At 41.6% G+C, this 23,826-nt stretch carries 22 protein-coding genes; 12 read left to right on the forward strand and 10 right to left on the reverse strand.

Annotation, left to right across the window (positions count from 1 at the left end):
• Nucleotides 1–36: 36 nt before the first annotated feature.
• Nucleotides 37–789 (reverse strand): type I methionyl aminopeptidase, encoded by a 753-nt coding sequence (gene map, locus ACGTNI_RS13170; RefSeq protein WP_394463127.1) that lies wholly within the window; start codon nucleotides 787–789, stop codon nucleotides 37–39.
• Nucleotides 790–1,033: 244 nt separating this feature from the next.
• Between map and ACGTNI_RS13175 the strand changes: the two genes are divergently transcribed.
• The 3 genes from ACGTNI_RS13175 to ACGTNI_RS13185 all read left to right on the forward strand — a co-directional run bounded on the left by ACGTNI_RS13175 (nucleotide 1,034) and on the right by ACGTNI_RS13185 (nucleotide 3,998).
• Nucleotides 1,034–1,537, forward strand: coding sequence for a GNAT family N-acetyltransferase (locus ACGTNI_RS13175; protein ID WP_394463130.1), 504 nt, complete (start codon nucleotides 1,034–1,036; stop codon nucleotides 1,535–1,537).
• 93 nt (nucleotides 1,538–1,630) lie between these two features.
• A complete protein-coding gene (locus ACGTNI_RS13180; RefSeq protein ID WP_394463132.1) occupies nucleotides 1,631–2,353 on the forward strand; it encodes an ABC transporter ATP-binding protein in 723 nt (240 codons plus the stop codon).
• On the forward strand, nucleotides 2,346–3,998 hold the full coding sequence (locus tag ACGTNI_RS13185) for a putative ABC transporter permease subunit (RefSeq protein WP_394463134.1): 1,653 nt from the start codon (nucleotides 2,346–2,348) through the stop codon (nucleotides 3,996–3,998). Before ACGTNI_RS13180 ends, ACGTNI_RS13185 begins: the two co-directional genes overlap by 8 nt.
• A 491-nt stretch (nucleotides 3,999–4,489) precedes the next feature.
• Here ACGTNI_RS13185 and ACGTNI_RS13190 read toward each other — a convergent pair whose 3' ends face one another.
• Nucleotides 4,490–4,909, reverse strand: coding sequence for a universal stress protein (locus ACGTNI_RS13190; RefSeq protein WP_394463136.1), 420 nt, complete (start codon nucleotides 4,907–4,909; stop codon nucleotides 4,490–4,492).
• A 280-nt stretch (nucleotides 4,910–5,189) separates the two neighbouring features.
• Here ACGTNI_RS13190 and ACGTNI_RS13195 point away from each other — a divergent pair, with 280 nt between their 5' ends.
• On the forward strand, nucleotides 5,190–6,662 hold the full coding sequence (locus tag ACGTNI_RS13195; RefSeq protein WP_394463138.1) for a SulP family inorganic anion transporter: 1,473 nt from the start codon (nucleotides 5,190–5,192) through the stop codon (nucleotides 6,660–6,662).
• 105 nt (nucleotides 6,663–6,767) lie between these two features.
• Here ACGTNI_RS13195 and abc-f read toward each other — a convergent pair whose 3' ends face one another.
• Together abc-f and ACGTNI_RS13205 are read right to left on the reverse strand one after the other, a co-directional pair.
• Nucleotides 6,768–8,363 (reverse strand): ribosomal protection-like ABC-F family protein, encoded by a 1,596-nt coding sequence (gene abc-f, locus ACGTNI_RS13200; RefSeq protein WP_394463140.1) that lies wholly within the window; start codon nucleotides 8,361–8,363, stop codon nucleotides 6,768–6,770.
• A 341-nt stretch (nucleotides 8,364–8,704) separates the two neighbouring features.
• Nucleotides 8,705–9,469 (reverse strand): (S)-benzoin forming benzil reductase, encoded by a 765-nt coding sequence (locus ACGTNI_RS13205; protein ID WP_394463143.1) that lies wholly within the window; start codon nucleotides 9,467–9,469, stop codon nucleotides 8,705–8,707.
• A gap of 146 nt (nucleotides 9,470–9,615) precedes the next feature.
• Between ACGTNI_RS13205 and ACGTNI_RS13210 the strand changes: the two genes are divergently transcribed.
• Nucleotides 9,616–10,242 carry a YczE/YyaS/YitT family protein gene (locus tag ACGTNI_RS13210; protein ID WP_394463145.1) on the forward strand — a complete coding sequence of 209 codons (627 nt, stop codon included), beginning with the start codon at nucleotides 9,616–9,618 and terminating at the stop codon, nucleotides 10,240–10,242.
• A gap of 38 nt (nucleotides 10,243–10,280) precedes the next feature.
• Here the strand turns inward: ACGTNI_RS13210 and ACGTNI_RS13215 are convergent, their stop codons facing one another.
• The 3 genes from ACGTNI_RS13215 to ACGTNI_RS13225 all read right to left on the reverse strand — a co-directional run bounded on the left by ACGTNI_RS13215 (nucleotide 10,281) and on the right by ACGTNI_RS13225 (nucleotide 14,003).
• Nucleotides 10,281–12,389, reverse strand: a complete 2,109-nt coding sequence (locus ACGTNI_RS13215) for a TRAP transporter permease (protein WP_394463147.1) — start codon at nucleotides 12,387–12,389, stop codon at nucleotides 10,281–10,283.
• Nucleotides 12,373–12,912, reverse strand: coding sequence for a DUF1850 domain-containing protein (locus ACGTNI_RS13220; protein WP_085506843.1), 540 nt, complete (start codon nucleotides 12,910–12,912; stop codon nucleotides 12,373–12,375). Before ACGTNI_RS13220 ends, ACGTNI_RS13215 begins: the two co-directional genes overlap by 17 nt.
• Before the next feature lie 83 nt (nucleotides 12,913–12,995).
• Complete coding sequence (locus tag ACGTNI_RS13225; protein ID WP_085506842.1) at nucleotides 12,996–14,003, reverse strand: TAXI family TRAP transporter solute-binding subunit; 1,008 nt, start codon at nucleotides 14,001–14,003, stop codon at nucleotides 12,996–12,998.
• A gap of 309 nt (nucleotides 14,004–14,312) precedes the next feature.
• Between ACGTNI_RS13225 and ACGTNI_RS13230 the strand changes: the two genes are divergently transcribed.
• The 5 genes from ACGTNI_RS13230 to ACGTNI_RS13250 are packed head-to-tail and all read left to right on the forward strand — an operon-like array spanning nucleotide 14,313 to nucleotide 19,572.
• Nucleotides 14,313–15,863, forward strand: coding sequence for a spore germination protein (locus tag ACGTNI_RS13230; protein WP_085506841.1), 1,551 nt, complete (start codon nucleotides 14,313–14,315; stop codon nucleotides 15,861–15,863).
• Nucleotides 15,860–17,077, forward strand: a complete 1,218-nt coding sequence (locus ACGTNI_RS13235) for a Ger(x)C family spore germination protein (RefSeq protein WP_394463151.1) — start codon at nucleotides 15,860–15,862, stop codon at nucleotides 17,075–17,077. Before ACGTNI_RS13230 ends, ACGTNI_RS13235 begins: the two co-directional genes overlap by 4 nt.
• Before the next feature lie 6 nt (nucleotides 17,078–17,083).
• On the forward strand, nucleotides 17,084–17,317 hold the full coding sequence (locus tag ACGTNI_RS13240; protein ID WP_085506839.1) for a hypothetical protein: 234 nt from the start codon (nucleotides 17,084–17,086) through the stop codon (nucleotides 17,315–17,317).
• Between the two features lie 31 nt (nucleotides 17,318–17,348).
• The gene (locus ACGTNI_RS13245) at nucleotides 17,349–18,485 is read left to right on the forward strand and encodes a GerAB/ArcD/ProY family transporter (RefSeq protein ID WP_394463153.1); all 1,137 of its coding nucleotides are present in this window, start codon (nucleotides 17,349–17,351) and stop codon (nucleotides 18,483–18,485) included.
• Nucleotides 18,472–19,572: a GerAB/ArcD/ProY family transporter gene (locus tag ACGTNI_RS13250; RefSeq protein ID WP_394463155.1), complete on the forward strand. Its 1,101-nt coding sequence runs from the start codon at nucleotides 18,472–18,474 to the stop codon at nucleotides 19,570–19,572. The genes ACGTNI_RS13245 and ACGTNI_RS13250 overlap by 14 nt, the downstream gene beginning before the upstream one ends.
• Before the next feature lie 19 nt (nucleotides 19,573–19,591).
• Here ACGTNI_RS13250 and ACGTNI_RS13255 read toward each other — a convergent pair whose 3' ends face one another.
• The 3 genes from ACGTNI_RS13255 to pyrH all read right to left on the reverse strand — a co-directional run bounded on the left by ACGTNI_RS13255 (nucleotide 19,592) and on the right by pyrH (nucleotide 21,936).
• Complete coding sequence (locus ACGTNI_RS13255) at nucleotides 19,592–20,032, reverse strand: hypothetical protein (protein WP_085506836.1); 441 nt, start codon at nucleotides 20,030–20,032, stop codon at nucleotides 19,592–19,594.
• 194 nt (nucleotides 20,033–20,226) lie between these two features.
• Complete coding sequence (gene dat, locus ACGTNI_RS13260) at nucleotides 20,227–21,120, reverse strand: D-amino-acid transaminase (RefSeq protein ID WP_394463157.1); 894 nt, start codon at nucleotides 21,118–21,120, stop codon at nucleotides 20,227–20,229.
• A 75-nt stretch (nucleotides 21,121–21,195) separates the two neighbouring features.
• Nucleotides 21,196–21,936: a UMP kinase gene (gene pyrH / locus ACGTNI_RS13265; protein WP_394463159.1), complete on the reverse strand. Its 741-nt coding sequence runs from the start codon at nucleotides 21,934–21,936 to the stop codon at nucleotides 21,196–21,198.
• A gap of 465 nt (nucleotides 21,937–22,401) precedes the next feature.
• Between pyrH and ACGTNI_RS13270 the strand changes: the two genes are divergently transcribed.
• Both ACGTNI_RS13270 and ACGTNI_RS13275 read left to right on the forward strand, forming a co-directional pair.
• On the forward strand, nucleotides 22,402–23,679 hold the full coding sequence (locus ACGTNI_RS13270; RefSeq protein ID WP_394463161.1) for a tetratricopeptide repeat protein: 1,278 nt from the start codon (nucleotides 22,402–22,404) through the stop codon (nucleotides 23,677–23,679).
• 1 nt (nucleotide 23,680) lies between these two features.
• A complete protein-coding gene (locus ACGTNI_RS13275; protein WP_394463163.1) occupies nucleotides 23,681–23,821 on the forward strand; it encodes a hypothetical protein in 141 nt (46 codons plus the stop codon).
• Nucleotides 23,822–23,826 lie beyond the last annotated feature (5 nt).

Here is a 23,826-nt window from a genome sequence, read left to right on the forward strand (position 1 = left end):
CAATGGCTTAGACCAGCCTTTGGAAACAGCTTTTTATTAATCATCTTGTTCGGTCAAAATCACCGGGCCATCGGCGGTGATGGCAACTGTATGTTCATACTGAGCAGACAAGGAACCATCAACCGTTCGTGCCGTCCAGTTGTTGGTGTCCATCTTGCTTTCCCAGCCTCCGATATTTACCATAGGTTCAATGGTTATTACCATACCCTCTTTCAAGCGAGCGCCTTTTCCTGCTTCACCAAAGTGAGGGATGTATGGATCCTCATGAATCGTTTCACCGATACCATGACCGGTGAAATCGCGGACCACCGAATATCCTTCGCCTTCCACATAACTTTGAATCGCATGACCAATATCACCAATACGGTTGCCGACACGAGCCTGCTCAATCCCTTTATATAAAGATGTTTTGGTTACGTCCATTAATTTCTGTGCTTCTTCACTGATGTTGCCGACTGGATGGGTCCAGGCGGAATCCGCCAATCCGCCGTTTAAGCGAATGACCATATCGACCGTCACAATGTCTCCATCTTTCAATTCATCTTTTCTCGGAAAACCGTGGCAGATCTCATCATTGATCGAAGAACAAGTGGCAAATTCATAGCCTTGGTAGCCTTTCTGTTCAGCTGTAGCTCCGTGCTTCTCTAAATACTTCTCGACGAAATTTTCTATATCCATCGTCGTGATGCCAGGCTTGATAAAAGTCCGCAATTCTTTATGCACCTGTGCCAGCAGCTTACCAGCTTCGTGCATTAATTCGATTTCCCGTTTGCTTTTTCTTTTTATCATATTCTGTTCCCCTCTTTCCAATATATCAATATCCTTCAACTATTATAGATAATAACGAAATATAATGTGATAGGCTAACCATACGCTATTGTATCAGATTGATTGCTAAACACCACAATACAGGCAGCTGACATACCTGTGAACGCACCAGAATTCCATCTTACTCAATTTTTACTATTTCCTCTATTTACAATAACAAAAAGATAGGCTACTGTATTCAATAAATTAAAAGAGGTGGATAACAATGGAAATATGTCGTTTGTATTCGGAAGATGCCGCCGCTTACTGGGACCTTCGCTTAGAAGCACTGCAGACTTCTCCTGATGCATTTATCACTACCTATGAAGATGCTGTAGCCAAGGAGAATCCCATCGCGCAAGCAGCAGACCGGATGACTAGTAATAATAATTTTACATACGGAGCTTTTATTAATTCCAATCTGGTCGGCACGGTAACCATGCTGCGTCAATCCCACAAAAAGTTTTCTCACAAAGCTGATATCCTTGCTATGTATGTCTCCCCTCACTCTCGTGGAAAGAATATAGGAAAGTGGCTGCTGCAGCAAGCTATCGAAGATGCAAGACAAATAGGCATAGAACAGTTACTTTTAGGCGTTGTGTCTACTAATGAACCAGCTGTTCGTTTATATCAATCCCTCGGATTTACTGTGTTTGGAACTGAAAAGAACGCCATTAAAGATGGCAGTATTTATTTTGATGAATATATGATGGTCCTATTTTTAACGTAATTACTACTTTCTAACCATTTACTACCATACACAATGAAACTTATTTCCAGGGAAATCGTATATATACAGGAACATAAAGAAGGTGGGATTCGATTGATTACAATTAAAAACGTGACGAAAGAATATGCAGGGAAAACAGCAGTCAAAAACCTGGACTTAGTCGTCCCCGACGGAAAGATTTTCGGGTTCCTTGGTCCGAATGGAGCCGGGAAATCAACTACAATTAAAATGATTACCGGTATACTCCCAATCGACAATGGGACAATTACCGTGAACGGTTATGATATTGCCAGCCAGCCGATTGAAGCGAAGAAGATTTTCGGGTATGTACCAGACAGCCCGGACATTTTCCTCCGCTTAAAAGGGATCGAATATTTGAACTTCATCGGAGATATATTTGATATTCCAAAAGATACCCGCGAGGAAAAAATTGAGGATTTGACGAAAAGCTTCGGGATATATGAAGCGCTTGACGACCATATCCAAACCTATTCCCACGGTATGCGGCAAAAAATTGTTGTCAGTGGTGTACTACTGCACGACCCTGATGTATGGATACTAGATGAACCGTTGTCCGGACTTGATCCAAAGTCATCCTATACGTTAAAAGAAATGATGAGAGAACATGCTGCCAAAGGAAATACTGTCTTTTTTTCCACCCATGTCCTCGAAGTAGTGGAGCAATTATGTGATGAAGTAGCTATCATTAATAAAGGTAAGCTTCAGTTCAGAGGTAATATGAAGGAAATGAAGGAACAATTTAAAGCTGATGAAACACTGGAGAAAGTCTTCCTGGAGCTGACCAGTAATGAATAAGACGCTCCGCTTAATCCGAACGATGTTAAAAATGCAGTATTCTTTGGCAGGCAAAAGCAGCGGAGAAAAAATCGGATATGTTTTGTTAGCAATATTTTTGATTCCTTTTTCAGGCATTATCATCAGTGTTCTGAATGCCATCGTAGAAACACTATACGACCAGCTGGCGCCGTCAGGAAATGAAAACGCACTGCTTGGTCTATTGTTCGTCGGGATGACCATTGTTCTGTTGTTTGTCAGCTTGAGCTCGGTTCTAAGCTCCTTTTATTTTGCTGAAGACATTGAGGGTTTTATTCCCTACCCTTTCCATCCCTACCAGCTGCTAGCCGGAAAAGCCGCGGCACCATTCATCAACCTGTATGTAACGAGCGGTGTCCTCATGGTACCTATCTTGACGTTATACGGCATCCATAGTGGCGCTGGATTTACCTATTACATATATGCCCTATTACTGTTCCTTGTTTTTCCAGTCATTCCTTTTACGATGATGTCCATTCTATTGATGTTTTTCATGCGCTTTGCCAATATAGCAAAAAATAAAGATCGCACTAAAGTGTTCGCCGGTCTGCTTACTTTTGTATTTATAATCGGCTTCAACGTTATCATCCGTCTGAATCAAAATCCCGAACAGACCGCTGAAGGAGCCGCACAGCTCATTCAACAGCAAAATGGATTGTTGAATGTAATTACTGGCATGATCCCTACCGCTTATTTCAGCACAATGGCATTACAAAATGCAAAAGGGTTAAATGGATTATTTTTCCTAGTGGTGATTCTCGCTATTTCTGCAGGAGCTATCTTCTTATTCCTAACTGCAGGTCAAAAGTTTTATTTCAAAGGTGTGCTCGGCCTTACAGCAGGAAGTACGAAAAAATTCGATTCTGGGAAGGTCGCTAAAAAAATTAAAACTCAGCCCGTGTTTTTGGCATTACTTTTGAAAGAGTTACGAATTATTTTCAGAACACCGACATTCTTCATGCAGATTGTTGTGCAGAGCTTATTTGGACCGGTCTTTTTGATCGTTATCCTGGTTTTTGAAAGTTCCTCGGGATCAATAGGAGCACTTGGCTCCATGCTAGAACAGTTTGATGGTAAAGCTCCCCTGTTGTTATTATTTATCTTTACGTTGTTCATTTTAGGGGTCAATCCAGCCTCCTACTCATCTATTTCAAGAGATGGTCGAAGCTGGCCCGCTAATTTGTACTTACCTGTCCCGGCAAAAACTGTGATTTTCAGCAAAGTGATGACAGCCTGGCTGATAAATTTGCTTTCGATCATTTTATTAGCGGCAGTAGGCCTAATGGTCGTTCAGATGCCCCCTGCATTATTTACTGCCTGGATTACTTTGACGTTTTTAGCAAGCTGGTTCACCAGTCTGGTAGGTACGGCACTCGATTTGAACGACCCTAAACTCAATTGGACAGATGAACAGGAAGTATTCAAATCACGGTTTATCAGTCTCATAGCATTATTAATTGAAATGGGGACGTTTGGATTTATCGTTCTGCTATTATGGAATATTGACTCCCTTCAAAGTCTGTGGATGACATCGCTCTTACTCGCCTTATTATTGGCCTTTGCTATTGTCATCAGTCACATAGCACTACAAAAACTAATCCGTACTAAGTTTCTAAAAACCCGTTAAACGTACAAAAGCGCAAGCACCTTGCTAGTAATGACGTTCGACTAAAAACGGCACGTCCTCAAAAAAGACTTTGTCTTTTTCTGCGATGTACTTTCGCAGAAGTAGTTCTAGTGTGCCAACGTCGAACTGACCTGCATCCTGCAGGCCTCCGACAAGCTTAAGACAAGCCTCGCCGTGACGTTTTTTGTACTTTTAGACCAATTAAGTTTATTAAGGTTTAAAGTATAAGTAAAACTAAGGCTTTCGCCATAAACCATTGGCGATAAGCCAAGTTTTTCTAATCACAGAGAGGATTGACTTAAGACCTCGAGGGGGTAGGCGCTGGCCGATGAAAACGCCACGTCCTGTGGCATCATCGGCACTAGCACGTCCTGTGCGTCGGAGCTGGATGTAACCCACTACTTAAAGTTATCTACAAAAAAGAAATTTTATAATTTCCTAAACTAAAAAAACGCTTGATCCCTGTAGAAGTTCAAGCGTTTTTTTATAATTCATTTTACAATCATGACTGGACATTCCGCGCGTTTCGCCACTTTATGGCTGACACTTCCTAACACCATTTCCTGAAGCGTATTAAGACCTCGGCTTCCGATAATAACAATGTCAATATCCTCTTCATTGGCATACTTGACGATCGTTGGTCCTGGTTCTCCCCGCTTTAGTACTACTTCATAATTGACGTTCGCTTTTTCCAGACGTTCCTCTATCGGCTTCAGACGTTCAAGCCGCTTCATATCGATCGTAGCCTGGTTCCCTTCCACAAGTACATCATGTTTAGAAGTATCTCCATCGACAACATAAATGACCGTAATATGGGCATTCCCCTGCAGCCTTGCAAGCTCAGCTGCCTGTTCTGCTGTACGGATCGAGTGATCTGAACCATCAGCTGCAATTAAAATATTCCTGTACATAGCTTACTCCTTCTTAATTAAATTCGTCTTTTCATTTTATCACTTTTCAACTTAAACAAAAGATTTTTTCCTTATGAAATTTTAACTACATAAATAGTAGAAACTTGATTTTGCTAATATACGAAAGTAAAACGGAGTATATGTAAGCATGTATCGAAATCATGCGCTTACATGCGATTACCACTTATTGTTCATGCGTGATATAATCAGTTCCGTTCTTGCCGGAAATAGCACTGTTATGGGCAGTGCGACATTTAAAATTTAGAAAAGAGGTGCAGCATTGAACGTAGAAACAATTAAAAATCAATGGTTTGGAAACGTGAAGAACGATGTGCTGGCAGGCCTGGTCGTAGCCATGGCCTTGATTCCAGAAGCTATCGCCTTCTCGATCATTGCCGGAGTCGATCCGATGGTGGGTCTTTACGCTTCCTTCAGTATTGCTGTGGTCATCGCTTTTATGGGTGGACGCCCCGGAATGATATCCGCTGCGACAGGAGCTATGGCGTTATTAATGGTGACATTAGTAGCAGAGCATGGATTGCAATACCTGCTGGCCGCCACTATTTTGACAGGTATTATTCAATTCGCATTAGGTGCTTTGAAAATTGGACAATTTATGAAATTCATCCCACGTTCCGTTATGATCGGTTTCGTAAACGCACTTGGGATCCTGATTTTCACTTCCCAGCTTCCTCACTTTGTTGGTGAGAGCTGGCCAATGTATGCTTTAGTTATCGGATCTTTAGGTATCATTTACCTTTTTCCTCGAATCACTAAAGCTGTACCAGCTCCGCTAGTAGCTATTATTGCTATGACAATCCTGGTCACTACTACGGGAATGAATGTGAAGACTGTAGGAGATATGGGAGAACTGACTAGTACCTTGCCAATCTTCCTGATTCCTAATATTCCGTTGACGTTCGAAACATTGCAAATCATTTTCCCAACCGCTTTAGCATTAGCTTTTGTCGGTTTGCTGGAATCTTTACTAACTGCGCAAATCGTCGACGATATGACGGATACACTAAGTGACAAAAACAAAGAAGCACGCGGACAAGGTGTTGCCAACGTCGTTACTGGTTTCTTTGGTGGTATGGCAGGCTGTGCAATGATCGGTCAATCTGTCATTAATGTAAAATCAGGGGGACGCGGCCGGTTATCAACGCTTGTCGCTGGTGTGTTCCTAATGTTGTTGATTATCGTATTCCAAAATGTATTAGTTCAAATACCAATGGCCGTGCTCGTCGGGGTTATGATCATGGTTTCCATCGGTACATTCGACTGGAGTTCTTTAACGAAGCTTCACGTTATGCCGAAAACAGATGCCGCTGTCATGATTGTTACCGTTGTAACGGTTGTTAAAACGCATGATTTATCCAAAGGTGTCCTCGCTGGTGTCATCTTAAGTGCCATTTTCTTCGTAGCAAAAATTTCTTCGGTTCATGTAGCAAAGAAATTCGAAGAACAAACACGTACGTTGACCTATACAGTAAAAGGACAAGTATTCTTGGCTTCTGTCGATAATTTAATAAAACATTTTGATTTCAATGCAGACGCAGATTACGTTAAAATCGACTTCAGCCATTCCCATGTATGGGATGATTCCGCTGTTGCAGCAATCGATAAGCTCGTCCTCAAGTTTCGTGAACAAGGTAAAGAGGTTGAAATTACCGGCTTAAACGAAGACAGTTCAAAGCTTGTTAAACGACTTGGTGTTCATAATAAACCAAACGCTTCTTTATCTAACCATTAACTGAATTTGCAATTAAATCAACAAAAGCTTAGAGTTTTTATATACTCTAAGCTTTTTTATAATGACAGGAAATGTTGCATTTGACTTCCTAAAGATCATCCATTACTAGCTATTTTTTAGCTTTCTCACCTGGCCGAGCACCATCTGATACTCTTCTTCTAGCTGACTAATATCCTCTCCTTTAGCTGCCATACTGATTTTACTAATCAGTTCAGTCAACTTTGTTTCTAACGTCATTAAATCGTACTCCTGCTCATCAGCCTGTTTCGGCTTCCGTTTCTCTTTTTCATATGCATGGAGACTCCCTTCAAAACTATTGACCGTTTTGTTCTCCAGCACCCATAGATGGGTGGCTGTACGGTCTACAAACCGCCGATCGTGCGTGACGTATAAAACGGTACCCGGATAGTCACGCACGAGACCTTCCAGTGCCTCGATCGCCTCCAGATCAAGGTGGTTGGTAGGTTCATCAAGTATTAATAAATTGTAGTCGCCGGTCAGCAACCGCGCGAGAGCTACTTTGACACGTTCCCCTCCGCTCAGGACGCCAATCGTTTTATGAACATCATCCTCTTTAAAACGCAGCCTTCCAAGTATGATTCGTAATATATGTTCCGGAAGCTGGCTAGTTGACCTGACAAATTCCAGCACACTTTGCTGATTCGGTAGTTTTTCCAAAGACTGATCAAAATGCCCGACTTTCGTCCGGGCGGCAAAATCAATGGTATCTCCGCCTGCAATCAGCTGGCGGATCAATGTCGTTTTCCCACTGCCATTTACGCCAATGAGCGCTGTTTTCGACCCTGTCTTCAACTTCAAGGATGAGACCTCGTATAATTTCTTTTCTTCTATTGTTCCAACAACCTCTTTCGCAATAAGCAGCTGCTTGCGGTGGATTGGTGATTGAAGGATATAGTCCATTTTTACTTCATCCCACTCAAAAGGTTTATCTACGTTTTCCATCCGTTCAATCCGGCGTTCGATAACCTTTGATACCCGCTCAATTTTCTTTTGCTGACCGGCGGCTTTGTTTTTACCAAGCTGCCATTCCGAGTTACCCATCCTGGACGGGGGTTTACGCATTCCTTTTGCCTGGTTCCGCTTGATAGTCAACCGTTCCGTCAAACGCTGCTTCTCTTTTAAAAATTTTTCATGCGCTTCCTGCTGCTGCCTTCTCTGCTTTTCTTTTTGTGCCGCATAAAAGCTGTAATTACCCGCGTAACTTGTGATTTTCCCATCTTCCAACTCCCATATTGCGGTACATACCCTATCCAGCAAACTTCGATCATGAGAGACAATGACAAACGCTCCGTAATGGTTTTCCAATTGCTGTTCCAGCTGTCCGATGTGGTGCCAATCCAAATTATTGGTCGGCTCATCTAAAAACAATAGCTCCCTCTTTTCAGTAAATATCCGATCCAGCTTTGCTAACGTTTTTTCGCCTCCACTTAAAGAGTTCCATCTCTTGTTCTGACTACCGATATCGTCCAATTGCTGAAAACAGCTATATTGCGTATGAAAATCAACTTGCGGTTTCATTTCTGTGGCTCCGGTCAGATAATTCAATAGCAGCGTTTTTCCCTGACCATTTTTCCCTACCAGGCCGATCCGGTCGCCTTTATGAATCTTCAACTCATCTATATCCAGTAACTTTCTGATACCAATACTATATTCAATATTCATCGCCCTCATAAAAAGCATAAAAAAACCTCCCTGATTATTCAGAGAAGTGGTGTCACATCATTACTTATACAGATAGACGGAAGGACAGAATCCCTCTGCTGCGACTGGTCAAGCAATGATATCCAATTTTGGACAGACTAACCCCATCTCCGAACGAGTGAATGTGTTTATTCAAATCTCGTCTAAGTAATAGGATTAGTACTTCATTGCTCTAAACTTCAGTCCCTTCTTTTTCGTTACAACTATTATATGATAAAAATGTATGCGGTTGCAACTAAATTTTGTATCACAGTTGAAGCAGGAGAGTGCGTATGGTCACAGACTCCTGCTCATTGAAATCAACATTAAATTTATAAACTTTATTCCTTAATTAAATCATAGAGCTTATAAACTTTTCCGTTTTCTATTTCGTTTGGTTTATTCAAGAGATCCATTAACACAGCAGATACCGTATCCGGACCCCGAAGTTGCCCTTCTTTTTTCAACTGTCTGAATTTCTCTACATCCCGGAACGCATCTTTAGAGGCGGAACGAATGACATCCTGCATGTCTGTGTCCATCACCCCCGGACTGTAGGCCAGGATTTTATGATCGCTATCTTTTGTTTCAAGTTCCGCTGCCACAGTGGCTGTAAATTGATTGATTGCCGATTTTGTGCTGTTATACGTACTCCATCCAGGTGTTGATTTTTCAGCAGCACCAGAAGTTATGTTGACCATTGTCAGCTTTACATCATGAGTATCGGCATAAGATAAGAGACTGTTCGTCCATACAATGGGCGCCACCAGATTAACCTGCACATGCTTCGTCACCTGATCCGTATCCAAATTCCCAACCGTCTCGATTGGCTCAATCATGCCAGCATTATTAATCAGGTAAATATGATAAGTCTCTTTGTTAAAGTGCTGCTCAGCTATTTTCTCAAAGCATTCTTTCGCTTGCGCACTGTCACTCAAATCACAGGAATAGTGGTGATAATCCGCTTTCTCATTCTTTGAAAACTTCTTTAATTCTTCACTTCCTGAACGGGAAATGCCAATGACATCTATCCCATATTCCATAAAATCTTTAGCAATGGCTTCCCCTAGTCCTCTTGATTCACCGGTTACAATTGCAAACTGCATTTTATCCCCTCCGTTTTTTAATTAAATAATTGCTTCTCTTTTACCATAAAATAAATAGAGCCTACCGTCGAACTTTACATCCCAATAGGGTAAGTATATGCTTAGTAAAGCATCAGTTATTGTTATTAGCTTAAGGAGCCAGCACAATGAAACACTTGATTCTTTTTATCATTTACCTGGCTGGAATCGTAATTTCCAGCCTTGGTTTAGCTATGATTATCAAGTCAGGATTAGGCGTAGGTCCAGGCGACAGTGTGGCAGTCGGAATCTCCATGCATCTCCCTGTCTCGGTCGGTACCGTATTAATCATCAGCTTTATCATATTATTATTAATCAACGCCAGGATCGAAAGAAAACGTCCCGTTTATGAATCGATCCTCCCTATCGTAGTCCGGGGATGGACTTTAGATATTTTTCTTTACAAGGTACTAACTGAGGGTTATGACCTCTGGTGGTCTCAATGGCTTGTTTTCACACTAGGATTGCTGGCAATGGGTGCAGGAATCGCACTATACCTGCGCACACCGTTTCCACGAATTCCATTGGATCACTTTATGATGATTGTCAACAAACGAACAAACCAATCCAAAAGTTCTGTTCGAATATTTGCTGAATCAGGCCTGGCCCTGGTCGGGTATTTACTTGGTGCGCCTGTTGGTATCGGAACACTTATTGTTGCCTTATCGACTGGACCGGTGATACAAATGTTTTTCGTCCTATTCCGACCACTCATCAAACTCTGGGGCATCCACGAAAGGGAAAAAATGTTATAAAAAAGAACAAAAGCAGCCTGCACGCGCAGGCCGCTTTCTTATGCTCTTGCCTTTCTTCCTCTTCTTTCCACTGGCACGCCGAGCTTATCTCGTTTAAGCAGGAACTGCAAGCCAAGGATTAGAGCAAATACGGATAAACCAATAACATCAGAATAACCGCCAGGATAAATTAATGTCAGTCCGCCTGCTAAAGAAATGATCCGCTCAAACCACATCAGTTCACGGAACCAGTAGCCGATTAATCCGGCACCAATAGCAAGCATTCCACAAATAGCGGTAAAAATGATCCATAACAATTCTGTTGTTGTTGTATCAATCATCAATAGCTTCGGTTCTAATACAAACATGTACGGAATGATGAAGGCAGCAATTGCAAGTTTTGCGGCATTCACCCCGGTTCGAATCGGCTCTGAGCTTGCTACCCCGGATGCAGCGAATGCAGCAAGCGCTACCGGAGGCGTAATGTCCGCCACAATACCAAAGTAGAAGACAAACATATGCGCCGGCAGGTCAGCAATGCCTAACAAAATAAGAGCCGGTGCGGCAATCGTAGAGGTGATGATGTAGTTCGCCGTCGTTGGTGAACCCATCCCTAATATAATTGCGGCAAGCATGGTAAAGAACAACGTCAATAATATTTCTCCATTGGCTAATGATACTAAGCTGTTTGCAAGTTTCAATCCAAGTCCTGTTTTAGTGACGACCCCGACTATGATACCGGCAGCTGCTGTAGCAGCTACTACTCCTAGGGCTGTGCGGGCCCCATCAACTAAAGCCTCGATCGATTCTTTGAAATTTCCATCAAAAAGATAACTGACCAGGATGGTTACAATTGTAGCTGTAACCAGCGAACTAGTAGCTGAAAATCCGCCTGTAAGTGAGCCATAAAGCCCCATCCCTACGGCTACGACACCAAATACGATCGGATATATTTTTCGGAATTTTTCTTCTCTCATCATACCTACCAGGATAGTAGTAAGAATTCCATAAATAGCAGCACGCATAACACTTAGACCACTGCTCAAATAGAAAACGATAGCCACAATTGGCAGGAGGAGATAAATTTTCTTGAAAACTTCTTTCCTATCCGGCATTTGATCATCTGACAATCCACTTAAGCCAGTACGCTTCGCTTCAAAGTGGGTCATGATCCAGACACCCGTAAAATATAGCAAAGCGGGTATTGCAGCAGCCTTAGCGATACTCCAGTAATCCATTCCGATGAACTCAATCATAAGGAACGCCGCGGCACCCATGATTGGAGGCATTAACTGACCACCTGTAGAGGCAGCAGCTTCTACCCCACCGGCAAATTCACGACGGTACCCTAACCGTTTCATCATTGGAATTGTGAAAGAACCGGAAGTAACAACATTGGCAACAGAACTACCACTGATTGTGCCTTGCAAGGCACTGGAAAAGATGGCGACCTTTGCAGGACCCCCTGTCCGCTTCCCGGCAAGTGTTACGGCCAAATCATTGAAGTACTGTCCGACCCCGGTCTTCACTAAAAAAGCACCGAATAATAAGAACAGGAATATGAAGGTGGATGATACCGCGATTGGTGTGCCCAGGATACCTTCTGTTGTGAAGAACATCGACTGCACCAGACTGTCCAGGTTAACACCACGATGAATCAAAAAGCCTGGCATTTGTCTTCCCCAATAGGCATAGACAAGGAAAAGCGCGGCAATGATTGTAATCGGCAAACCAACTGCTCTTCTTGTCGCTTCCAAAACGAGCAAAACAGCTAACAGGCCAACATAAAAGTCGAGTGTAGTCATGTCACCAGCACGCGTAATAATATCTTCATAAAATAGTGGCCAGTAGGCACCTACCCCAAAACCAAGTATAGCAAGGACTAAATCATACCAAGCTATTTTCCCTTTGATACGGTTTTTCTTTGTTGCAGGGAATAAAAGAAATATTAATACCAAGCCAAACCCTACGTGTATGGATCTATGAATCTGGGCAGGCAGCGGATTGAGTGTGGTTGTATATAATTGATAGATGGAAAATGCTAATAAGATAAAAAATACGATTTTTGCCAAGAGACCGGTCAATTCACGCACGGAAGACTCTGGATCGTACTTCTGCATGATTTCCTGTTGTTTTTCTGTAGATAGTGTCTCATCTTTCTTGCTCATGCACGTTCACTCCTCTCAAAAGTTCCCAGTTGTTGATATAGAGGGGCTGAATACGAACGATTGTCCCGCCATCTACATAGTCCTTCAGTGCAAACTGCAAGTCATTGTAGATGATCCTATGGTTCGCTTTAACCTGTCCGACGGAAAGATCGATGTAATCGTGTTCTCCCTTTAACCCTGTTATATAATACTTTCCATCTTTTAATTCAAAAGCTTCTCCCTCTGATGCATTCCCAGGCATCCCTACTGCTGTATCTTCGTAAATCAGCTGGACTGGTATCAGTTTATCGTCTTTCACTTTGTATTCCTCTATAACATCACTTAGATGAATCGAATGCGTAAATTTGATTTGAAAATGCTCACTTTCCTTTAAGGGAACAAAAACCGCAAATTCCTCTGTCTGTTTATTCTGGAAGGAAAGGACATATTGGCAGGGATAAAATAACCAAACAGCAAGACCGGCAAAAACAAGAAATATTATGAAACCTGCTGCTATTCCCCTATTCATATCTGCTCTTCGCATTCCGAAAATCCTTTCTCACAAGAAAAGATAGACCGATATCATATCGGTCTATCACAAGCCATAATCCTCTTTAAGGCTTTTTATTATTCGGCAGAAACGCCCGCTTCATCGAAGTATTTTTGTGCACCGGGATGTACGTCAATGCCAACACCCTTAAGGGCAGAATCAGCTGTAATCACTTCACCTTTACTATGTGTGATTTGATCCGTGTTTTCAAAAATAGCTTTCGTGATTTCATAAACAGTATCTTCATCCATATCAGAAGTTGTAACAAGCATTGCTTGTACAGCAACGGTCTGGATCGCTTCATCTAATCCGTAAGTGCCTTCAGGTATTTCATCTTCAGAATAGAAAGGTACCTTATCCATCAACTCCTGGATTTTTCCATCGCCGAATTTCACGATGTTGACATCCGTAGTTGCTGCAAGACTTTCTACCGCACCTGTTGGGGTACCCGCAGTGATAAATGCAGCATCAATAGATCCGTCCTGAATTCCGGAAGTTGAATCACCAAATTCCAAATCGCGCTTCTCGATGTCATCCATCGTCATATCATGGATTTCAAGAATGTTCTCAGCGTTCGCGTACGTACCGGATCCTGGTGCACCGACAGAGACGACTTTTCCTTTCAAGTCTTCCACTGTCTCAATGCCAGTATCTTTTGTGGTTACGATTTGAATTGTTTCCGGATATAGGGTCCCGATCGCCTGAATGCCTTCGATCGGCTCATCAAACATTACTTCGCCGTCTGCTGCATAGGAAGCAATATCTGTCTGTGTAAATGCCAATTCTCCATCGCCATCACGCAATTTTTTCATATTTTCTACAGACGCGCCAGTAGAAACTGCGTTAGCCTCTGCTCCATCTACATTCGAGTTGATGATCGTAGCGAAGCTTCCTCCAAGCGGGTAATATGTACCTTGAGACCCGCCAGTCAGAATGTTCATGAAGGATGCGCCGCCTTCATCGCCGCCACCTTCATCTCCTCCGCCTTCTTCACCGCCGCCAGCTTCTCCACCGCCGCAGGCAGCAAGGAACAAGGAAAGCGTTAACAACATCGCCATAGTTAAAAACCAATTTCTTCTTTTCATGATTAGCCCCCTCTTTCAAATAGTTGCTTAGTAGAATAATGTTAGCAAAAATTGATGAAATATTCAAACATTTCATCGGGTTTCTGCATAGGTTTCTTGCAAAAAGTGATACTTATGCAGCATATATATTCTACTATAAAAAACAGGAAATTCAAACTAAAACAAAGCAATCGCTTACTTGTAATTTTTTTCTCTCACTTTCAAATATTTCTATAGATAACGAAAAGCTCCTGCATTCCCACCTTATAAATAAATTAACCATAGATGTACAAACTAAAAGGTAAAGGACCGAGTGAAGGAGCAAGTTCCATGAAACGGCGCAAAAAGAACCGGACACCAAAAGAAGATGTTCAACTGGACACCAGCCTGGCGAGAGCAATCAGCAGCGATCTTGATAGTAACCTGGCCTTCATAAAGGAAACTTTAGGCAACGGCTCCGATTTGGTTACAAGACGAATGACTCTAAACAAAAAAGCCAAAGCCAGCGGGGCCGTCATTTACATTGATGGACTGGTGGATAAAAATACGGTACAGGATTTTATCCTCGAAGTTGTCATGGTAGAAGTACCATCTGAGGATTTATCTATCTCACCTATTTATGAAGCAATAAAAGATTCCACCCTCCCTATCGGGGAAATATATGAGCTGAAACAAATGGATGAATTAATACTCCGGCTTCTTTCCGGAGAAACAATTGTAGTGCTCGACAATGAAACCAGAGCGATTGCAGCAAGCACAAAAGGCTGGAAAGACCGTGGTGTACAGGAAACCACCTCAGAAAGCGTCATTCGTGGTCCTAAAGAGGCTTTTACAGAGACTTTAAGAACGAATACCGCCATGGTGCGAAGAAAGATCAAAGATCCAAAGCTTCGCATAGACGCCAAGAAAGTAGGAAAAATGACAGTGACGGATGTCAGTGTCATTTATATACAGGATACAGCTGAAGAAAGCGTGGTGAAAGAAGTACATGCCCGATTAGATAACATCGATATCGATGGTGTGCTCGAAAGTGGCTATCTGGAGGAATTCATTGAGGACCCTCCCTATTCTCCTTTTCCAAAAGTTTATTATACGGAGCGTCCCGATGCGATTGCTGCCGGGCTGTTAGAAGGTAAAGTGGCGATCATTACAGATGGAACGCCTAATGTATTGCTCGTACCTGCCTTGTTCGTAAATTTCATGCAGTCAAGTGAAGATTATTATCAGCGCTACGATATCGGAACATTCATCCGTCTGTTGCGTTTATTCGCTTTTTGTATCGCTTTATTCATGCCATCTTTGTATATTGCTATCACGACGTTTCATCAGGAAATGATTCCTGCTCCTCTATTGATCAATTTGGCTGCCCAGCGGGAAGGTGTCCCTTTTCCTGCTTTTGTGGAAGCTGTCCTCATGGAAGCTACGTTTGAAATTCTCCGCGAAGCAGGGGTCCGGCTGCCGAAAGCTGTCGGTTCCGCCGTATCGATTGTTGGAGCGCTTGTATTGGGAGAATCAGCTGTCCAGGCAGGTCTTGTATCACCTGCTATGGTCATTGTAGTAGCAATTACTGCAATCAGCAGTTTCGTCTTCCCTTCCTATAATATGGCTATCCCTGTTCGGATGCTGCGATTTTCTTTGATGATTTTAGCCGCAACTTTTGGGCTGTATGGTATCATCCTTGGCTTAATTGCACTAGTTCTCCATCTCTGCAGTCTACAGTCATTCGGAGTTCCTTATATGTCTCCGCTTGCTCCTTTGGTACCTAAAGATCAAAAGGATGTGCTCGTTCGCTTTCCTCATTGGGGATTGTTATCGAGACCTTCCTCCACCTCTCATCAAAACGAAAAACGGACCAGCGGTCGAAAGGGGAATGGAGAATGAACAATAATTTCTCTTTTCTTCCTATTAGCAAACGGCTGTTCATCACTCTAGCTTGTCTATTATTTCTCACGGGATGCTGGAACAGCCGGGAACTGGACGACCTTGGTATAGCGGTAGCTTTGGGTATTGATAAGACACAGGAAGGAAACTACTCGCTTGTGGTACAAATGATCAATCCTTCTGAAATTGCTACAGAAGCTCCTTCAACACGCCCGCCGGTATCTCTTTATCAATCAGAGGGGGAAACCATTTTTGAAGCATTGCGAAAAATGACTTTGAGTGCACCGAGAAAAATTTATATGTCGCAATTACGATTATTAATAATCGGACCTGGCCTGGCCGAAGAAGGAATCTTACCTACACTGGACTTACTGTACCGGGATCCTGAATTTCGAACCAGCTTTTTAGTGACCGTAGCTAAAGATATCGAGGTGGAAGCTCTTCTTAGTGTCATAACGGCCTATGAGAAAATCCCAGCCAACAAAATCATGGATAGTATTATAGCAGCTGAATCCCACTGGGCTGCAACTCATGGGGTTTATATCGACCAAATCGTCTCAGATATAAGGAGCCCAGGGAAAAGTCCGATTCTGACAGGTATTCTTTTAGAGGGAAGTGAAGAGGCCGGGAATAATATCTCCAATGTAGAGAACGTCGATTCTCCTGCTCGTATCCATGTTGACCACCTCAGTGTTTTCAAAGGTGACCGGATGCTTGGATGGCTGAACGAAGATGAAAGCAAAGGCTATAATTATATCGTCGGGAATGTAAAAAGCACCTTGATCAATTTTCCCTGTGAAGAGAAAGAGAGTGGAAAGATAGGAGTAGAAATTTTACGGACTAACGCCGCTATTGATGCAACAAAGACAGGCAGCAACCCCAGTATCACTGTGACGTTGGAAGCAGAAGGGAACGTGGGTGAAATCCAATGCGACTTGGATTTGACAAAACCGGAAACCCTTCAAGAGATTGCTGATAAAGCTGAAGAGGATATCAAAACGAAAATATCTGCAGCAATTACAGCTGCCAAGGAGCAGTATCAAACCGACATCTTCGGGTTTGGAAATACGATTGCCAGAAAAAACCCGACTTATTGGAAAGAGGTCGAAAAGAACTGGGATGAGCACTTCAAGGAAACAGAGGTAAAAGTGGAAGTGAAATTAGATATCAGAAGAAAAGGAACAATTGTACAGCCAGTTCAAAAGAAAGGATAGTGTGTGATGTGGCCGATTTTAGGTATTCTATCTGTTTCAACTGCCGTTTTTTTCATTGAAGTTCCTAAACTAAGAAAGAAGGATAAAAAGAAAGATTTAGTATATTTTTGTATATTCTTAGCTGCCGCCACGATTGTCAGCATTTTAGAGAGTATGGGTAAAAATCTGTATAACCCACTTGATTTGATCCAGGCTTTCTATGCTCCTTTCAATGCGTGGCTGCAAAGCATATTCCCTTGAATCTTTAAATGGAAAGTGAGGGTGGACAGTAATGGACAACAATGTAATCAGCCCACGTCAATTCATGTACCTTGTCATTCTGTTCCTAATCGGAAGCTCCATCCTCATCGTTCCTACCCCTTTAGCAAAATCAGCAGATCAAGATGGTTGGATAGCTTCTTTTCTGGGGATGAGCATAGGAGTGCTTTTCATCCTTCTTTACCATAAAATAGCAGTCACTATTGGAGATAGAACCTTTATTGAAGCTACCATTGATGTTTTTGGAAAATGGTTTGGGAGAGTCATTTGTTTTTTTCACCTTGCGTTCATTTATATCCTGGCATCTCTGGTATTGAGGAATATAGGAGATTTCATTACCACTCAAATCCTTGAAGAAACACCGCTTCAATTCACTCATATTCTGTTCATGCTTGTGGTGATTCTGGATGCCCGTTTAGGAATTGAAGTGATTGGAAGATCAGCAGAGATGTTCATTACCTGGATTTCCCTGCTGCTACTTTTCCTATTCCTATTTCTTACCCCACAATTGGAGATGGATAATGTCCAGCCTATGTTCGGCAGTGGGATAAAGTCTATGATTCAAGGTTCGTTTACGGTTATGAATACCCCAGTTCTTGAAATGGTAGTTTTATTGATGATTTATCCAAAAGTAAAGGAAAAAACAAAGGCAAGGCAGGCTTGGCTTTTAGGGTTACTTATCGGAGGAGGATTTTTGTCGATGATCACCCTTTTCAGCATCCTTGTGCTTGGCAGTGATTTGACGGCGTTGAATGAGTATCCGGTTTATGAACTGGCAAGCAAAATCAACATTGCAGGATTTTTAGAGGGAATCGAAATCATCGTTGCAATTGTATGGATGCTCACCATATTTTTCAAGCTGATCATTCTTTATTATGGAGCGGCTTTAGGGATTGCTCAATTCTTGAATATAGAGGATTACCGGGTATTATTGCTCCCTTTAGGCATGGGACTTATCGTCCTGTCTATCATTGTGTATCCGGATGTAGCTTACTTTGAAACATTTGTCCGAAATGTCTTTCCCTATAAAATAATGCATGGGCTCTTACTGCCATTCCTGCTTTTAATTGGAGCATTAATTAAAAAGAAAACTAATCTTAAAGGGAAGCCTGCCCTAAAAGGAAAGGTAGACAGAAATGTACAGGAATAACACAATCAGCCCGCGTCAATTCATGTATTTAGTCACCCTTTTTACAATTGGAAGTTCTATCCTTATTGTGCCCGGTCCATTAGCAGCTGGGGCACAGCAAGACGGATGGATTGCTGCCTTGCTTAGCTTAGCTGTCGGCATGTTATTGATATTCTTGTATCATAAAATCGGTATCCTGTATGAAAACAAAACATTTATAGAGGTCACCATCGATAGTTTTGGCCCCTGGATTGGAAGAGGCATCAGTTTGTTTTACATTTTATTCATCTATATCCTTGCCGCACTGGTACTAAGGAATATTGGTGATTTCATGACCACTCAAATCATGCCTGAAACACCTTTGCAATTTACTCTTATCCTTTTTCTATTAGTTGTCATTATGGGAGCGCGTTTAGGCATAGAGACCATCGGGCGTTCTTCTGAAATGTTCATCAGCTTTATCGTCCTGCTTCTGTTTTTCTTATTCTTGTTTGTAACACCCCAGATAGAAACAGATAACTTTCAGCCAATCTTTGGAAGTGGCCTGAAGCCGATCATTAGTACCTCTTTCACCATGCTTGGTACTCCTATTCTTGAGATGGTCGTTTTATTAATGATCTATCCCGAGGTTAAAGAAAAGAATAAAGCAAAATACGCCTGGGTTTTTGGAATGTTGATTGGCGGTGTTTTTTTGACAATGATCACCCTCCTAAGCATTCTCGTTCTCGGAAGCGATCTTACAGCTTTGAATGCTTATCCAAGTTATGAGTTGGCGAGCAAAATTAATATTGCAGGTTTTTGGGAAGGGATCGAGATTATTGTTGCTATCGTATGGATGGTGACTATCTTTTTCAAATTAATCATCCTGTATTACGCCTCCACAAAAGGAATCGCTCAATTTCTTTTGATTGACGACTATCGCACCTTATTATTGCCTTTAGGGATGGGAATGGTCGTTTTAGCGATTGTCGCTTATCCAGATGTCGCTTACTTCGAAAATTTTGTAGGCACTTCGTGGTTCCCATACGCCTTGACCCATGGCTTGTTTATTCCAATATTGGTGTTAGCAGGAGCGCTTATAAAAAGAAAAAGGAAGTCTAAGAAATAGACATCCATTATTTAATAATTTATTCGCGCTCCCATTTTACACGTTGAAGCCCATTCATTTTCAGATCTTCTTCTATCTCTTCTTCCAAGGATAGCTTCCTTAATATCTGTCCCTCATTCAGGGGTACAGCAACCGGTCCTTCTGTTTTGACTAGTTCGCGGTCTGCCAGTTTTTCCGCGAGCTTTTCCCAAAATACTTGCTCATCATAATTTTCAATGTAACGGGAGAGCAGTCTGGACTCATAATCTACATTTAAGTCTTTACAATCGATTTCCTCGTTCTCTTCAATCAACCCTTCCATCCCAGCTTCCTTATAATACTGGAACACATGATCACGAAGCGCTTCAAATTCTTCATCCAATTCTTCTCTTGTAGTGTTGATCATCCAGCCACTTAAAAACAAGGTTTCTACAAGCTTTTGATACTGCAATGGAGTTAAATCCAACTGAAGTTTCTTCATCATCATTTCCTCCTTTATATGTGCTGCTCTTTCATTGTACAGGAGAAACCATAGCCTGTCGCCAAGCGCTTACGGCGAAAGTACTTATACTTTAATCCTTTCACATGATTAATCTTTCTTAAAATGCAAAAAAGGCGGCCAATGATAGTTTGGCCGCCTCTGCTTATTTAATGACTTTTTTTATATTGCTAATACTAGGCGTTTTGTCTTTCCACACTTTCAAATAGTGAATTCGCCATGGGAATTCCTGCATCTTGTTCATAGGCATACTGCAGCTTTCGCGTAATCTCACCAGGTACACCGTTTCCGATTTTCTTACCGTCAAACTCAATGATTGGTGTAATTTCTGCCGTACTGCTGGAGATGAACATCTCGTCAGCATATTGGATATCTTCCACACGGAATGCATCTTCAACGAACGGAATATTTAAATCACGGCAAAATTGTTCTACGCGCATTCGTACACAACCATGGAGAATATTTTCTTTTGCCGGATGGGTATAAACTTTTCCATCACGTACGAGATAGGCATTCGAAGAGCTTCCTTCTGTAACCAAACCGTCCTTATGCAGAATCGCCTCTACACACCCATCCTCTTTTGCTTCCTGTTTGGCAAGCACATTAGGGAGCAGATTCAAACTTTTGATATAACACCAGTCCCAACGAAGATCTTTATGAGAAATGACAGATCCGCCGGTCCACATTCCTGCAAGGTTTCTGGGCAGCTCTTGCGCGTAAGCATAAAAGTTAGCTGCCACATCTAATGGAAAAGCGTGATCCCTGGCCGCTGAACCCCGAGTAACTTGCAGATACACTTTCGCATCCTTATCTACCATGTTTTTTTCTAACAGTTGATCCAGTAATTCTTTCAGCTCGTTTTTTGAAAATGGAAGAGCAATTTTAATTGCCTCTGCTGAGCGGAATAACCGATCAACATGTTCATTCAGCAGGTAGTAGCTGCCACCATAAACACGGATCACCTCATAAACGCCATCGCCAAACTGCAGTCCTCTTTCCTCAAAGGGATAGCTCAGTTCATCTTGATTCACAAATTCTTTCCCTGATAAAATGATTGGCTTGATTGCCATGTACTCTCTCTCCTTTACTTTTAAAGCGTATCTTATATTATAGTCTCCCAATTCGCACAGATTTTATAGAATTTCCTATGCATCTTCTTTCAGGGTGGAAGGGTGATTAGAGACAATCGTTCCGACATCTGTGCCTGCACATAATTCCTTCATAATACCCGGGTGGTCAAAATTGAATATATGCACGGGTAACTGATGGTCCCTTGCTAACAGTAATGCGGTTTGGTCCATCACCTGAATGTTTTTAAGTAATATATCATCATAATTCAAGTTCGTATACATTTTCGCATTGCGATTTTTATTAGGGTCAGCTGTAAAGACTCCGTCTACCCCTTGCTTTGCTACCAGGATGGCATCACAATTCAGTTCCACAGCACGCTGGACAGCTGGATAGTCTGTCGTCACAAACGGCTGGCCATTTCCTCCTGCACAAATGATCAAATAACCTTTCGCCAGGTGATGCATAGCTTTCAGGCGAATATAAGGTTCAGCAACTGCAGCAATCGGTACGGACGTCATTACTCTGACTTCCTGATTGGTTTTACTTTTCAAGACACCCCGGAGCATCAAACTGTTGATGACCGTTCCCATCGTCCCGATATTATCCGCTTCTACCCGGTCGATCCCCCAGGCTTCCGCCGTCCGGCCTCTGAAAATGTTTCCTCCGCCGACTACTATTGCTACCTCGATCCCTGCATCTATAAGTGATAATATCTCATTGGCTATATGGTTTAAACGATCATGGTCAAAGTTTTCATTATTATTTCCACCTAACGCACCGCCACTGATCTTAACTAAAACGCGCTGGTACCTCATACCATTTCCTCCTATTCTCCTGGGCCAAACATGCAGCAGAACTTCCTGGCATACAAAAAAAGAGCACGGCTGGATATGCCTATGCTCTCCTGTAAATAAAGGAACGATAATGACCATGTTGACCTGCATGTTGTATTCTCCAAGGCTGTTTCATCAAGATCGCTCCTTACTTCTTCAGATTTGTTCAACCATTATAGCATATTCAGAATTTTTGAAAAGGATAACTTTTTACCCATGTTTCTTTTTAACGGTTAATAGATATATACACCTTCTAAAAGATGTAAATAATTGGCGGGTTATAAGAAAAAAGATTTAACAAGTAGGTCTTTTCACCTGTTTTTCATGATAGTTTTCTCACAAAAACCGTAAGGAATATTTCCTTTTTTCCTGTTTTGGTATAATATGAAAATAATTAAGACTCGATATTCTGAGTCTTTTGAATAAAAAACACGATGGGGTCTGATTATGCACATTGGTAATCGCATTCAAATCATGAGAAACAATCGGAAGCTAACCTTAAAGCAAACAGCAGACACTATTACTTCTTCCAGCTATCTGGCTAAAATTGAGGAAGGCAACTACCCTCCCAGGCCGCATGTGTTGCAAGCATTAGAACGAAAATTCGAAGTACACCCGGGGTTTCTGACGAATTACGAACAACGGGATGAGGATGCGGAATATATTCTGCGTCTCCTGCTCTCCAACATAGTGCTTCACCCGGATAAGGCGAGAGAAGTTATTGAAGTCATTGAAGAAAACTACTTCGAATACCTGTCACCGATCAGTCTCGAAGCCACCTATCTCTGCTTGAAATGCGCTTATTACTACAAAATCAATGATACGAAAAATGCCATTGATCTTTATGAAGGGTACATCATCAACTATATTGATGAAACCGAACTGCGCTCTTATCCAAAGCTGGTAAGAGAAAGCTTCAACTATATGATGGCACTCAAGACTTTTTCAGAGAACATGATCAAAGAAAGCACCTATTATATGGAAATGTTTGTTGATTCTGTAGAGCAGGGAGCTATGAAAGCTGCAGTCATTTATAACATTGCTTTGTTATATGGTGAATTGAACTTACATAGTAAAGCAATTCAATTCGGGTTAAAAGCTAAGTTTATGTTCGAATATACCAAGAAATATGAAACTCTCTTATGCAAAACAAATAATCTATTAGGAGTTCAACACTTATATATTGAACAATACGAAGAAGCTCTACAATACCTTAAACAAGCTGAATTGACAGCTCAAAAATACGAGTACAACCATTTACTTGCAGATATCTACTATAATAAAGGTCTTGTTTACAAACAACTTGAAGACTTTAAAAATGCTGTTGATTTTTTAGAAAAATCCATAAACATTGATATTGAAGAAGAAAGCAGTTCTATATGGGAAACTTATAACACATTAATGGATATTTATTTAAAAACAAATCAAGATCTACGAGCAGAAAACTTATTTGCTATTGTTTCTAAAAAGGAAATGTTTGAATCTAACTATATCATTTATTTCGTTGAATTTATTTTGAAATTCACAAAAGATGATGAATACCTTTCTAAGTTGTTCTCAGCAATTGAATGTTATGAGAAATCGAATAATTATTCTGTGCTAATAGATGTTTACAAAACTCTTGGAGATCATCACTTCCAGGAGGGTAATTATAAACAATCAAGTATGTACTATCAAAAGACACTACATGCTACAAAAAAAATTAATTTTGGAGGAGGAGTTTAACTTGAAAAAAGCTACAAAATTGGTTCTAGTTTTGGGATTGGCTGCTATATTCGGTCTTGGTCTTGCTGAAAGTAATGTACAAGATGAAGCAGCTGACAAACCACGCGTAGGCGGTCTTAACTCAATCGAAATCACTGACTAATAGTA

It is taken from the genome of Thalassobacillus sp. B23F22_16, from assembly GCF_043496955.1.
GTDB lineage: Bacteria > Bacillota > Bacilli > Bacillales > Halobacillaceae > Thalassobacillus > Thalassobacillus devorans_A.

Excerpts from the sequence above, each read along its gene's own strand:
- ACGTNI_RS13175 (WP_394463130.1), top strand. The coding sequence starts at position 1,034 with ATGGAAATATGTCGTTTGTATTCGGAAGATGCCGCCGCTTACTGGGAC.
- ACGTNI_RS13215 (WP_394463147.1), bottom strand. The coding sequence starts at position 12,389 with ATGAGCAAGAAAGATGAGACACTATCTACAGAAAAACAACAGGAAATC.
- ACGTNI_RS13235 (WP_394463151.1), top strand. The coding sequence starts at position 15,860 with ATGAACAATAATTTCTCTTTTCTTCCTATTAGCAAACGGCTGTTCATC.
- ACGTNI_RS13240 (WP_085506839.1), top strand. The coding sequence starts at position 17,084 with ATGTGGCCGATTTTAGGTATTCTATCTGTTTCAACTGCCGTTTTTTTC.
- ACGTNI_RS13205 (WP_394463143.1), bottom strand. The coding sequence starts at position 9,469 with ATGCAGTTTGCAATTGTAACCGGTGAATCAAGAGGACTAGGGGAAGCC.
- ACGTNI_RS13255 (WP_085506836.1), bottom strand. The coding sequence starts at position 20,032 with ATGAAGAAACTTCAGTTGGATTTAACTCCATTGCAGTATCAAAAGCTT.
- ACGTNI_RS13220 (WP_085506843.1), bottom strand. The coding sequence starts at position 12,912 with ATGCGAAGAGCAGATATGAATAGGGGAATAGCAGCAGGTTTCATAATA.
- ACGTNI_RS13245 (WP_394463153.1), top strand. The coding sequence starts at position 17,349 with ATGGACAACAATGTAATCAGCCCACGTCAATTCATGTACCTTGTCATT.
- pyrH (WP_394463159.1), bottom strand. The coding sequence starts at position 21,936 with ATGAGGTACCAGCGCGTTTTAGTTAAGATCAGTGGCGGTGCGTTAGGT.
- ACGTNI_RS13185 (WP_394463134.1), top strand. The coding sequence starts at position 2,346 with ATGAATAAGACGCTCCGCTTAATCCGAACGATGTTAAAAATGCAGTAT.
- ACGTNI_RS13210 (WP_394463145.1), top strand. The coding sequence starts at position 9,616 with ATGAAACACTTGATTCTTTTTATCATTTACCTGGCTGGAATCGTAATT.
- ACGTNI_RS13225 (WP_085506842.1), bottom strand. The coding sequence starts at position 14,003 with ATGAAAAGAAGAAATTGGTTTTTAACTATGGCGATGTTGTTAACGCTT.
- ACGTNI_RS13270 (WP_394463161.1), top strand. The coding sequence starts at position 22,402 with ATGCACATTGGTAATCGCATTCAAATCATGAGAAACAATCGGAAGCTA.
- ACGTNI_RS13230 (WP_085506841.1), top strand. The coding sequence starts at position 14,313 with ATGAAACGGCGCAAAAAGAACCGGACACCAAAAGAAGATGTTCAACTG.
- ACGTNI_RS13250 (WP_394463155.1), top strand. The coding sequence starts at position 18,472 with ATGTACAGGAATAACACAATCAGCCCGCGTCAATTCATGTATTTAGTC.
- ACGTNI_RS13190 (WP_394463136.1), bottom strand. The coding sequence starts at position 4,909 with ATGTACAGGAATATTTTAATTGCAGCTGATGGTTCAGATCACTCGATC.
- map (WP_394463127.1), bottom strand. The coding sequence starts at position 789 with ATGATAAAAAGAAAAAGCAAACGGGAAATCGAATTAATGCACGAAGCT.
- abc-f (WP_394463140.1), bottom strand. The coding sequence starts at position 8,363 with ATGCTTTTTATGAGGGCGATGAATATTGAATATAGTATTGGTATCAGA.
- dat (WP_394463157.1), bottom strand. The coding sequence starts at position 21,120 with ATGGCAATCAAGCCAATCATTTTATCAGGGAAAGAATTTGTGAATCAA.